This window comes from Pseudomonas reactans, from assembly GCF_013385825.1.
In the GTDB taxonomy this organism is placed as follows: domain Bacteria; phylum Pseudomonadota; class Gammaproteobacteria; order Pseudomonadales; family Pseudomonadaceae; genus Aquipseudomonas; species Aquipseudomonas reactans.
This window is the reverse complement of sequence record NZ_JACAPG010000024.1, coordinates 161,118-172,993: the sequence shown is the minus strand read 5'-3', so window position 1 is coordinate 172,993 and position 11,876 is coordinate 161,118. Positions and strand designations below refer to the sequence as shown.

The following is an 11,876-nucleotide window of genomic DNA, read 5'->3' as shown; positions in this document are numbered from 1 at the left end:
GGCTTGCCCCGCGTTGGGCTGCGAAGCAGCCCCAAAACCTGCCGATGAGATCTGGCTGAATGATGGAGTCGCCTGGATTAGGGCCGCTTCGCGCCCCAACGCGGGGCAAGCCCGCTCGCCACAAGAAGCCCGCTCACCACGAGAGGCCCGCTCACCACAGTCAGGTCGCTCGGCAAACCCTGTGTCATGCATTGTTAAAGGCCAGCAATCCATATCGCTTTAATTTGCAGGAAGTTTCCTAGACAATCCCACGGCCTTGCGCCTGCTCATTCCACTGGCTAGCCTTCGCTCCGTCGCTGCATATCAGCGATCGGGTGTGAGATCCCGTGAATTTGTAGGCGCCACGAGCAACATGCTCTATGGCAGCTGTGTGCGGGCAGACTTCGGTCTGGCCGGGTGCGCCTACAAATCCGGTATCTCACCCCGCACATAGCTGCCACCTTTTGACGTGTGAGATCGGCAAAAGAATGGCTCCAAACCCTGTAGGTATTTCCATGAACAAAATCGTCCCCGACCCACCGCCCACCTTCACCGTGCACCACGACCTCAGCTTCGAAGACGCCCTCGCCCAGATCTGCGACCTGCTGCGTTGCGCCGCCGCGACCGCTGCTGGCACCACCCAAGCGCCAAGCAGTGATCAGCGCTATATGGCCGGCGCCACCGAGCACTTGATCAACAGCGCCAAAACCCTCGCTGACCGGGCGCTGGACTGCCTGCAACCAACGCCTTAAGCAACGGCACAATCCTGTAGGAGCCGGCTTGCCGGCGATTGCGGTACGTCAGACACATTGGCAGTAACTGATTGGACGCTATCGCCGGCAAGCCGGCTCCTACAGGGGGTGCGCTGACGCATTTACAGGTAAACTCCCCTCCTTTTCATCTCTTCAACGGAGTTCGCCTTGCGTCTGTTTCACACCTCCGACTGGCACCTGGGTCAAAACCTCCACGGCCAGGAACGCGACTTCGAACACGCCTGTTTCCTCGAATGGCTGCTGGGTCAACTGAACACCCATCTGCCGGATGTACTGCTCATCGCCGGCGATATCTTCGACACGGTCAACCCGCCACTCAAGGCCCAGGAACGTCTGTATGACTTCATCATCAGCGCCCACGAACAGAACCCCAAACTGACCATCGTGATGATCGCCGGCAACCACGACTCCGGCTCCCGTATCGAACTGCCCGCGCCATTGATGCGCCGCCTGCGTACCCACGCTCTGGGCCGGGTGCTGTGGCTGGATGACGGCCAACTCGACGCCGAACGCCTGCTGATCCCCCTGCCGGACGCCAAAGGCAAGATCGCCGCCTGGTGCCTGGCGCTGCCGTTCCTGCGCCCGGCGGAAGTGACCGGTGCACAGTTGGGTGACGACTACCTGCGCGGTATCGGCCAGGTACATGAATGGCTGATTGCCGCCGCCAACGCCAAGCGCAAGAAAGGCCAGGCGCTGATCGCCATCAGCCACGCGCACATGGCCGGTGGTTCGGTGTCGGAAGACTCCGAGCGCAGCCTGATCATCGGCAATGCCGAGGCGCTGCCGGCCAGTCTGTTTGATCGAAGTGTCGCTTACGTCGCCCTCGGCCATTTGCACAAGCCGCAGAAGGTCAATGGTGAGGAACGCATTCGCTATAGCGGCTCGCCGATTCCGCTGTCGTTTTCCGAAATCGGCTACAAGCACCAGATCCTCGACGTCACCTTCCAGGGCCAATGCCTGGTGAGCGTCGAACCGCTGCTGATTCCGCGCTCGGTCGACCTGCAACGCCTGGAAGCCGCGCCTCTGGCCGATATCCTCAAGGCCCTGGCCGAGTTGCCCGATGTCGACCTGCTGGCCGAAACCCAGCGCCACCCTTGGCTGGAAGTCCGCGTACGCCTCGACGAGCCGCAACCCGACCTGCGCCAGCAGATCGAAAGCGCCCTGCAAGGCAAAGCCGTGCGTCTGGTGCGTATCGCTGCCGAATACGCGGGTAAAGGCAACCGTGAGGACGAAGGCGACGACCGCCTGATCGAACTCGACCAGCTCACGCCCCAGGAACTGTTCAGCCGCGCCTGGCAGGACAGTTATGGCAGTGAAGTGGATGAACAGACCTTGAAGGACTTCGCCGTGCTGCTCCAGGAAGTGCAACAGGAGGGTGAACAGCCATGAAGATCCTCGCCATCCGCCTGAAAAACCTGGCTTCACTGGCCGGCCCGTTTGAAATCGACTTTACTGCCGAGCCCCTGGCCAGTGCCGGGTTGTTCGCGATTACCGGGCCGACCGGCGCCGGTAAAAGTACCCTGCTCGATGCCTTGTGCCTGGCGCTGTTTGGCGCGGTGCCACGCCTGGGCGATACCGGCCAGGCGAAGATGCCGGACGCCGACAGCGACATTTCCATCGGCGACCCGCGCACTTTGTTGCGGCGCGGTACCGGTGGCGGTTATGCCGAGGTGGATTTTGTCGGCGTCAGTGGCCGTCGCTATCGCGCGCGCTGGGAGGCCAATCGCGCCCGCGACAAGGCCAGCGGCAAGTTGCAGAACAGCCGCCAGAGCCTGATCGACCTGGACAGCGACCAACTGCTGGCCAGCCAGAAAACCGAATACAAAACTCAGCTGGAATTGGCCCTGGGCCTGAACTTCGAACAGTTCACCCGTGCCGTCTTGCTCGCGCAGAGTGAGTTCAGCGCCTTCCTCAAAGCCAATGACAACGAGCGCAGCGAACTGCTGGAAAAACTCACCGACACGGCCCTGTACACCCAACTCGGCCGGCGCGCGTTCGACAAGGCCAAAGACGCGCGGGATGCGCATAAGCAGTTGCAGGACCAGGCGACCGGCGTGGTGCCCCTGGCGCCCGAGGCACGTGTGGAGCTGGATCAGCAGTTCGATGCCGCACAACAGCAACTCAAGACCCAGCAAGCCCAACTCAAGCAACTTGAGCTTCAGCACACCTGGCTCAAGGAGCTGCGCGAATGGCAGGAACGCCAACTCGCCGCCACCGAACAACTGCAGCGCGCACAGGCGGAATGGTATAACCAGGGCCAGCAACGTGAAGACCTGAGCCGCCTGGACCAATTGGCGCCACAGCGTCACCAGTTTGCGCGCCAGGCCGAACTCGTTACCGTGCTTGCCCCGTTGGCCGTACAGATTCAGTCGCATATCCAACAACAGGCCGAATTGCACACCCGCCAGGAGCAGGCCCAGCAACAACAAGCCACCGCTCAAACCGCTTTGGCGCAAGCCCTGAAAAACCAGAATGACGCCGTGCCGTTGCTGCGACAGGCGTTTGAAGAGCAAAGCACCCTCGCCCACTTGACCAAAGAGCTGGCCAAACGCACCGAGGAAAAACAGCAGCACGAAAGCGCCTGTACCGAAGGTCAGGCCCAACTCACCGGGCTGCTGGAAAAACAGCGCCACGTCGCCGAACGCCTGCAACGCCTGGCGACCGAGCTTGAGCGCAGCGCCGTCTTCGCGCCACTGAGCGATGCCTGGAGCGCCTACCGCGACCGTCTGCAACAGCTGATGCTGATCGGCAATCGCCTGAATAAGGGCCAGGCCGAACTGCCGCAATTGGAACAACGCGCGACAGGCGCCGCCGAACAATTCACTCAGCAACGCGAAGCCTTGGACCTGCTGTATCAGGAGGCCGGTGCCGAGCCTCACGCCGTGGCTGAGCAAATCCAATTGCTGGCGAGCCTGCTGCAAGACAATCGCAAGCAACAACGTGCTTTCGAAGACCTGACGCGCCTGTGGGACAACCAGCAACAGCTGGATCAGCAAGCCGCCAGCCTGACGCAAAAGCTCAGCGATGCCCAACAGCAACGCGAGCAATTGAACCAGACCGGCCTGCAAACCAAGGCCGAGCTGACCGTTGCCGAACAGACGCTGAGCGTGACCAAGCAATTGCTGGAACGCCAACGCCTGGCCCGCAGCGCCAGCGTCGAAGAGTTGCGCGAACAGTTGCAGGATGACCAACCCTGCCCGGTGTGCGGCAGCCACGAACACCCGTACCACCAACCCGAAGCGTTGCTGCAAAGCCTCGGCCGTCATGACGAAAACGAAGAAGCCACCGCGCAGAAAGCCGTGGACACACTCAAGGAAAAACTCACCGAGCTGCGCGGCGAAGTGGGCGGTTTGATCGCCCAGCAAAAGGAATACCTGCAACAACAGGAGCAACTGGCCACGCAACAGCAAGCACTCAAGCCAAGCCTGGATGCGCACCCGCTGGCCGCCTCGTTGCTCAACCAGGAAGCCGCCAAACGCAGCGTCTGGCTTGAACAGCAACTGGGCCAGCTGACCCAAAGCATCACTCAGGACGAACAACGCCAAGGCGCCCTGCTCAACCTGCAACAAAACGCCGGGCGCCTGCAGCAACAACTGCAAGCCGCCCAGGAAGCCAGCCAGCAGGCCCGTCAATTGCTGGTCGATCAGCAGCGCGAGCTGGCCAGCGACCGTGAACGCCTCGACCAGGAACTGAGCGCCTTCGCCAGCCTGTTGCCCGCAGAAATCCTGGAGGGCCTACGCGCCGAGCCGGCTGCTACCTTCATGCAGCTGGACCAGCAAGTCAGCCAGCGCCTGGAGCAGCTAGGTCACCAACGCGATGAGCTGGCCGAACAACAAGAACGCCAACAGGCGATCGAGAAGGAACAGACCCACCAGCAACATCGCCAGCATCAGCTTGATGCGCTGATGCAGCAGGTCACCGAACTGACTGCCCAGCAACAGACGGCCCAGGAAAAACTCAGCGCGCTGCTCGGTGAACACACCAGTGCCGAACACTGGCAGCAACAGTTGGATGAGGCCGTGACCCAGTCGCGCCAAAGCGAAACCGATGCCAACAAATACCTGCAAGAAATCCACAACGCCCTGATCCAACTGGCCGCCGACCTCAAGGCCCAGCAGGAGCGCGAACAGGCGTTGCAGGCCGAACAACAGGCCCTCGTCACGCGTATCAGCGAATGGCGCGCCTTGCACCCGGAACTCGATGACGCTGGCCTCACCCGCTTGCTGGCCTACGAAGACGCCCAGGTCAGCCAATTGCGCCAACAGGTGCAGCACAGCGAAAAAGCCGTCGAACAGGCCAAGGTGTTGTTGCAAGAGCGCGAACAGCGCCTCGCCGACCACCAGGCCCAGCACAATGGCAACCTCGCAGCCGAAGAGCTGAACGGTACCTTGACCACGCTCAATCAACAACTGGCCGAGAGCGAGAAACACTGCGCCGAATTGCGCGCGCGCCAATCCGAAGACCAGCGTCGCCAGGACGCCAACCAGGCCTTCGCCGAGCAGATCGCCAAGGCCTATGACGAATGGCAACGCTGGGCACGCCTGAACGCGCTGATCGGCTCTGCCACTGGCGACACCTTCCGCAAGATCGCCCAGGCCTACAACCTCGACCTGTTGGTGCACCACGCCAACGTGCAACTGCGCCAACTGGTACGGCGCTACCGCCTCAAGCGTGGCGGCAGCATGCTCGGCCTGTTGGTGATGGACACGGAGATGGGCGACGAGCTGCGCTCGGTGCATTCATTGTCCGGCGGCGAAACCTTTCTGGTCTCACTGGCGCTGGCCCTGGGCCTGGCGTCGATGGCCTCCAGCACATTGAAAATCGAATCACTGTTTATCGATGAGGGCTTCGGCAGCCTCGACCCGGAATCGCTGCAATTGGCGATGGACGCGCTGGATGGCTTGCAGGCTCAGGGCCGTAAAGTGGCGGTGATTTCACACGTGCAGGAAATGCACGAACGCATTCCGGTGCAGATCCAGGTCAAGCGTCAGGGCAATGGGTTGAGCACGTTGGAGGTCAAGTGAGCGAGGCGCTGCTGTATTCGTTCCGGCGCTGCCCCTATGCGATGCGGGCGCGACTGGCCCTGCGCTACTCGGGCATACCGGTGCACATCGTCGAGGTAAGCCTCAAGGCCAAGCCCGCCGAGATGCTGGCGTTGTCGCCCAAGGGCACCGTGCCAGTGCTGAACGTTGACGGGCAGGTGATTGAAGAAAGCCTGGAGATCATGCAGTGGGCCTTGGCGCAGAACGACCCGGATAACTGGTTGCTGCACGGCGACCCGGCGGTATTCGCGTTGATTGCCGAGAACGACCAGAGCTTCAAGTATTACTTGAATCGATACAAGTACGCCGAACGCTACCCCGAGCAACCGATGGAACAGTATCGGGCCGGGGGTGAAGTGTTCTTGCAGAAGCTGGAAGCGTTGTTGGCAGAACGGGATTACCTGATGGCCAACCACCTGACCCTGGCGGATGCTGCACTGGCGCCGTTTGTGCGCCAGTATGCCCATGTGGATCGAGTGTGGTTTGCCGGTACATCGTATAAACGGTTGCAGGCTTGGCTTGAGCGCTTCTTGGAATCGCCACTGTTTATCGCGGTAATGGCAAAGGCCTGAGCTCAACACAATCCAATGTAGGAGCTGGCTTGCCAGCGATGGTCGTCAACCATAACGCGGGAAGCCAGACAAAACGCGGCGCCCTCACGTTTTTCGCCGGCAAGCCGGCTCCTACATGGGGCCGTGGCTCAACGTCAGGTTATTGCTGGGTTTTGTGATCCAGTGCGGCGTAGAAGTTGGCGCTTTGTTGCAGGTATTTCTGGGTGTAGGCGCTGGTGCTGGATTTTTTGCCGGAGACTTCCACGCTGGCCGCGGCTGGCAGGGCAACAGTGGCGGAAACAGCGGAAGCGGCGATGATGGAGAAGAGATTCAGATTCATGTCGGTAACCCTTGTGTTCGTTTGGTTGAGTGGCCGGGGAAGGCCTTGGAACCAAACTTACGCCCGAGGGCTAAGCCTTAGAAATGCTTTGAAACAGTAGCCGCTATTAATGGAATTAATAGAAAGGCTCAGGCCCCGCATGGCGGGGCCTGTGGCTTATTGACGCACCAGGAACTTGAGGTCGCTGGGTGCATCGATCGGCAATTTCTGCACGGTTTTACCCAGCAGGCCAGTTTTGGGGTCGCGTTCGACCACCACGATTTCGTTGCTTTTCTGATTGGCTATCAGCAAGAACTTGCCGCTAGGGTCCAGGCTGAACTCGCGCGGGTGGTCACCTTCCACGGAACGGCGTTGCAGTTCCTTGAGGTGCGCGGTGGCCGGGTCGATGCTGAACACCAGCAGTTGATTGGCCGTGCCACGGTTGCTCACGTAGAGGAATTTGCCATCGCTGGAGGCGTGCAACGCGGCGCCGGCCTTATCGGCCACCGGTTGCCCGGCGGCGAAGTCCACCAACTGCGTCTGGGTCAGTTGGCCGTCCTTGTAGTCGAACACCGCCACCTGCGCGCTCATCTCGGTGGTCAGCCAGGCATGCTTGCCATCCGCACTGAACAGCAGGTGGCGCGGGCCGCTGCCGGGCGGCAATTGCACCGAGGCCGGGTTGGCCGGGGTCAACGGCAGCTCAGGGTTGGCCTTGGGATCGTAGTGGTAGGCAAATACCTTGTCCGCACCCAGGTCCTGCACAAACACGTACTTGCCATCCGGCGACGACACCACCGAATGCACGTGGTTGGACGCCTGGCGCTCAGGATTGACGCGACTGGCCGGGTGCCCGCTCAGTTGCACCGGCGCCGACAGCTTGCCTGTGGCATCCACCGGCAGCACCGCCAGGCTTCCGCCCGGATCTTCCAGCACCGAATAGTTGGCGACGAACAGGTAGCGTCCATCGGCAGCCACGCTGGAATGGGTCGGCTCATTGCCCAGGCTCTGCACCTGGTTGATCAACGTCAGCTGATGATTCTGCGGATCGATGCTGTAGCTGCTCACCCGCCCGACCGGGTCTTTTTGGCCGGCGCCGTTCTCGTTGACCACAAACAGGTGCTTCTGGTCCTTGGAGATCGTCAGCCACGACGGATTGGCCGCCTTGGCCGCCAATACCGGCTGGCCTTGGAACTTGCCAGTGCGGCTATCGAATTGCAGGCGATAGATGCCTTCGCTGCTGCCGGCGGTGTAGCTGCCCACCAACAGTTCATAGGTGTCGGCCGGCGCGGCTTGCACCGACATGGCACCGACACTGCCCGCCATCAGCAGGGGCCAGAATTTACGCATCATCATCCGCTTCATCCTCATCGTTATTGTTGTCGCCCTTGATCGCACTCAGGCAGACCAGACGGTGTTCACCGTCTTCGTTGCGCAAGAGCCAGCTTTGCAAACTGTCATCAAAGGTGGCGGCGTTCAGTTGTTCTGGACTGAACTTCCAACGCTTGAGTTCCCGGCCGTCCATGCTTTCGATCAGCAAGTGCTGGTCGAACGTGAAGTCGAAGGCGTGCAGCCCATTGATGATCAGCATGTCGCTGCCGGTCAGGGCGGTGCTCAGGTTGGGTTGCGAATCGGTCATGATGTGAAGTCACTGCGGGGGAAAAGACACATGATAGGTCAATTCCCCCGCGGTGCCTTGCGGCAATGGTCTAATCGATCAATGCGCGAAGAGTGAGTTGCCCTTCTGCCCCGCCAGTTTCTCCGGCTTGATCAGGAACCGCGCCAGCGCCGGCAACAGCCACAGCGCGCCGAACATGTTCCACAGCAGCATGAAGGTCAGCATCAGGCCCATGTCGGCCTGGAACTTGATGGCTGAGAAGATCCAGGTGCACACGCCGATTGCCAGGCACAGGCCGGTGAACAGCACGGCTTTACCCGTGGACTTGAGCGTCTGGTAATACGCCTCTTGCAGCGGCAGACCGGCGCGCAGGAAGCTTTCCAGGCGACTGTAGATGTAGATGCCGTAGTCCACGCCAATCCCCACGCCCAGCGCCACCACCGGCAAGGTCGCCACCTTGACACCGATGCCCATGAACGCCATCAACGCGTTGCCCAGCACCGAGGTCAGCACCAGCGGCAGCACGATGCACAGGGTCGCCGCCCAGGAGCGGAAGGTGATCATGCACATGGTCGCCACGCACAGGTACACCAGGATCAGGATGGTCAGCTCGGATTCCTTGATCACCTCGTTGGTGGCCGCCTCGATCCCGGCGTTACCGGCGGCGAGGATGAATTCCAGGCCGTGCTTGTTGTTTTCCTTGGCGAAATCCTGCACGGCATGCACCGCGCGGTCGAGGGTTTCGGCCTTGTGGTCGTTGAGGAACACCAGCACCGGTGCCAGGGAGCAGTTGTTGTTGTACAGGCCATCGGCACGGGCGATGGAGTTGTTCAGCACATCCGGGTTACGCGACAGGGTTTCCCATTTCAGGTTGCCCTCGTTCATGCCCTTGATCATTTGCTTGGACACGGTCACCAGCGAGATCGCCGACTGCACGCCCTCGGTGTTCTGCATCTTCCACATCAACTGGTCGATGGGCGCCATGGCTTCATAGCGCGAGCAACCTTCGGCCTTGGTCTTGACCATCACCACCAGCACGTCGGAACTGGTGGAGTAGTTGCTGATGATGAAGTTGTTGTCTTTGTTGTAGCGCGAGTCCGGGCGCAGTTCCGGCGCGCCCTGGTCAAGGTCGCCGATCTTGAGGTTCTGGCTGTACCAGAGGCCGCCCCCAAAGGCGATCAGGGCCAGGAAGATCGAGACCGGTGCGACTTTCGGGCTGGCGAATTTCGACAACAGGCGCCAGAACGGATGCTCGCGGTTCGCGTCTTTCTTGCTCTTGGCGATCGCGCGTTTGCTGATGCCGACGTAGGAAATCGCCACTGGCAGCAGGATCAAGTTAGTGAACACGATCACCGCCACGCCGATAGAGGCGCCGATGGCCAGTTCACGGATCACGCCGATGTCGATGATCAATAGCGTGATAAAGCCCACCGCATCAGCAAGAATCGCGATCATCCCCGGCAGGAACAGTTGGCGGAAGGTGCGGCGTGCAGCGGTCAGCGCGTTGTCCGCTTCGCTGGATTGCAGGGCGATACCGTTGATCTTCTGCACGCCGTGGGAAATACCAATGGCGAAGATCAGAAACGGCACCAGCATCGAGTAGGGATCCAGCCCGAAACCAGCGGCATGCATCAGGCCCAATTGCCAGACCACCGCCACCAGGGTGGTGCTCAACACCGCAATGGTGCTGCGCAGGCAGTTGGTGAACCACAGCAGCAGAACCAGGGTAATACCGAACGCCACGCCGAAGAACAGCACGACCATGATCAGGCCATCGATCAGGTCACCGACTTTCTTGGCGAAACCGACGATGTGGATCTGGACGTTGGGGTTCTGCTCCTGGAACTTGGTGCGGATCTTGTCTTCCAGTTCATGGGAGAACTTGCGGTAGTCCAGGGCCAGCAACTTGCCCTGATCCTGCGGGTCCGGGTAGGACTCCAGCAGCGGGATGTCGACGATGCTCGACTTGAAGTCGTTGGCCACCAGACGCCCGACCTGGCCGGACTTGAGCACGTTATTGCGCAGTTGATCGAGGCTTTCCGGCGAGCCGTTATAGCTCTGCGGGATCACTTCACCGCCGGCAAAGCCTTCTTCGGTCACTTCGGTCCAGCGTACGCTGGGGCTCCACAGCGACTTGAGGCCCGAGCGGTCGACGCCGGAGATGTAAAACACTTCGTCGTTGATCTGACGCAGGGTCTCCATGTACTCCTTGGTGAAGATGTCTCCGTCCTTGGCCTCCACCGAGATGCGCACCGTGTTGCCCAGGTTCGCCAGGTCATTGCGGTGCTCCATCATCTTCTCGATGAAGGGGTGCTTGAGCGGAATCATTTTTTCGAAGCTGGTGGACGGGCGAATCAAGGTCGCCTGCCAGAACAGGAAAATACTCACCAGCAGGCAGATCACGATCACTGCCGGGCGGTTGTTGAAGATCAGGCGCTCAAGAAAGGTCGCTTTATCGTTGTGATGACTGCTCATTCTTTCCCCGCCTTCTTATTGTTTTGTCGGTTCGGCGCCATCGGCTTTAGCGACGCGAACGCCCCCCTGCCCGGCCAGAATCAAGTTGCCATTGCCTGCCGCCGTGACGGACGACAGGGATATCCGGTCCGCACGGTTGAACACGCTGAAGGTCACGCCGTCGTCATGGCTGACCACCACGCTGCCGCCGTTGCCGACCACGACAATCGAGCCGTCCTCCAGCAAGGTCGCGCCCGACAACCCAAACTCCAGCGCTCCCCGCGCAGCGTTCAGTTCAACTTGCTCCCAGGTGCTGCCAAAATCCGTGGACCGGTACAGGTTGCCGCGCAAGCCATAAGCCAGCAGGGTTTGCGGCTGAGCGGTGCCGATCACGCCAAACAGCGAGCCCTCGTAGGGGCCTTCGAGTTTCTCCCAGGTCTGGCCGTCGTCGCTGGAGCGGAACATGCTGCCCTGCTCGCCAACGATGAACAGGCCGGCGTCCTTGATATGGGCAATGGCGTTGAGGTGATATTGGTCTTCGTTGTCGAGGCGGTCGCTGACGTCGTCCCAGGTCTTGCCGCCGTCGGTGGTTTCGATCAGCGCACCGTAGGCGCCGACGGCCAGGCCGTGGTTGGCATCGTTGAACCACACGTCGAGCAACGGCGCTTCGCGTTTAAGATCCTGGTACTGCTGGGTCCAGGTGGCGCCGCCGTCGGAACTGGCAAGAATCTGCGCATCGTGGCCCACCGCCCAGCCCTGCTTGTCATCGACGAAAAACACCGCCGTGAGCAACTGCCGGGTGGGGACTTTGGCTTGGGTCCAGGTGCTGCCCTGGTCATCGGAATAGAGGATGTGCCCGCGATCACCAACCGCCACCAGGCGCTTGCCCGCGTGGACCACATCGATCATCAGGCCTTTGGCGGCCTTGGGGGATTCAATCGCAAACGAGGTATCGCTGGCGGCCTGGACGGCTGCCGGTAATACGACAGCGCCAAACAGCGAGAGCGCTGCGGCCAGCATCGCGACCCTGCGTGCGGCGCGTGGGCGGCAGACAACCCAACCCATGACAGGCTCACTCATAGACCTTTCTCCCATTTATTATTGTTATCGCTGCCTTCCGGGGCCTTGAAACCTGCAATCTAG

General features: G+C 60.8%; 9 protein-coding genes. 4 read left to right on the top strand and 5 right to left on the bottom strand.

The window, feature by feature from the left end; translation table 11 throughout:
• The first annotated feature begins 494 nt into the window (after positions 1 to 494).
• From HX868_RS28745 to HX868_RS28730, 4 genes are all read left to right on the top strand, one after another.
• Positions 495 to 731 (top strand): DUF6124 family protein, encoded by a 237-nt coding sequence (locus HX868_RS28745; RefSeq protein WP_177005176.1) that lies wholly within the window; start codon positions 495 to 497, stop codon positions 729 to 731.
• A gap of 168 nt (positions 732 to 899) precedes the next feature.
• Entirely contained in the window at positions 900 to 2,141 is a 1,242-nt protein-coding gene (locus HX868_RS28740) for an exonuclease SbcCD subunit D C-terminal domain-containing protein (protein WP_177005175.1), read from the top strand.
• On the top strand, positions 2,138 to 5,776 hold the full coding sequence (locus HX868_RS28735; RefSeq protein WP_177005174.1) for an AAA family ATPase: 3,639 nt from the start codon (positions 2,138 to 2,140) through the stop codon (positions 5,774 to 5,776). The genes HX868_RS28740 and HX868_RS28735 overlap by 4 nt, the downstream gene beginning before the upstream one ends.
• Positions 5,773 to 6,366 carry a glutathione S-transferase N-terminal domain-containing protein gene (locus tag HX868_RS28730; protein WP_177005173.1) on the top strand — a complete coding sequence of 198 codons (594 nt, stop codon included), beginning with the start codon at positions 5,773 to 5,775 and terminating at the stop codon, positions 6,364 to 6,366. The genes HX868_RS28735 and HX868_RS28730 overlap by 4 nt, the downstream gene beginning before the upstream one ends.
• 139 nt (positions 6,367 to 6,505) lie before the next feature.
• On the opposite strand, the gene HX868_RS28725 is transcribed toward HX868_RS28730, so the two are convergent.
• From HX868_RS28725 to HX868_RS28705, 5 genes are all read right to left on the bottom strand, one after another.
• The gene (locus tag HX868_RS28725) at positions 6,506 to 6,685 is read right to left on the bottom strand and encodes a hypothetical protein (RefSeq protein WP_016980181.1); all 180 of its coding nucleotides are present in this window, start codon (positions 6,683 to 6,685) and stop codon (positions 6,506 to 6,508) included.
• A 156-nt stretch (positions 6,686 to 6,841) separates the two neighbouring features.
• A complete protein-coding gene (locus HX868_RS28720) occupies positions 6,842 to 8,017 on the bottom strand; it encodes a lactonase family protein (protein WP_177005172.1) in 1,176 nt (391 codons plus the stop codon).
• On the bottom strand, positions 8,004 to 8,300 hold the full coding sequence (locus tag HX868_RS28715) for a DUF5629 family protein (protein WP_177005171.1): 297 nt from the start codon (positions 8,298 to 8,300) through the stop codon (positions 8,004 to 8,006). The genes HX868_RS28720 and HX868_RS28715 overlap by 14 nt, the downstream gene beginning before the upstream one ends.
• Positions 8,301 to 8,378: 78 nt before the next feature.
• Positions 8,379 to 10,754: an efflux RND transporter permease subunit gene (locus HX868_RS28710; protein ID WP_177005170.1), complete on the bottom strand. Its 2,376-nt coding sequence runs from the start codon at positions 10,752 to 10,754 to the stop codon at positions 8,379 to 8,381.
• A 15-nt stretch (positions 10,755 to 10,769) separates the two neighbouring features.
• The gene (locus HX868_RS28705; protein WP_177005200.1) at positions 10,770 to 11,798 is read right to left on the bottom strand and encodes a WD40/YVTN/BNR-like repeat-containing protein; all 1,029 of its coding nucleotides are present in this window, start codon (positions 11,796 to 11,798) and stop codon (positions 10,770 to 10,772) included.
• Positions 11,799 to 11,876 lie beyond the last annotated feature (78 nt).

Bases quoted from the DNA above. Each gene is read 5' to 3' on its own strand.
- HX868_RS28745 (WP_177005176.1), top strand. From the start codon at position 495: ATGAACAAAATCGTCCCCGACCCACCGCCCACCTTCACCGTGCACCAC.
- HX868_RS28735 (WP_177005174.1), top strand. From the start codon at position 2,138: ATGAAGATCCTCGCCATCCGCCTGAAAAACCTGGCTTCACTGGCCGGC.
- HX868_RS28725 (WP_016980181.1), bottom strand. From the start codon at position 6,685: ATGAATCTGAATCTCTTCTCCATCATCGCCGCTTCCGCTGTTTCCGCC.
- HX868_RS28720 (WP_177005172.1), bottom strand. From the start codon at position 8,017: ATGATGATGCGTAAATTCTGGCCCCTGCTGATGGCGGGCAGTGTCGGT.
- HX868_RS28715 (WP_177005171.1), bottom strand. From the start codon at position 8,300: ATGACCGATTCGCAACCCAACCTGAGCACCGCCCTGACCGGCAGCGAC.
- HX868_RS28710 (WP_177005170.1), bottom strand. From the start codon at position 10,754: ATGAGCAGTCATCACAACGATAAAGCGACCTTTCTTGAGCGCCTGATC.
- HX868_RS28705 (WP_177005200.1), bottom strand. From the start codon at position 11,798: ATGGGTTGGGTTGTCTGCCGCCCACGCGCCGCACGCAGGGTCGCGATG.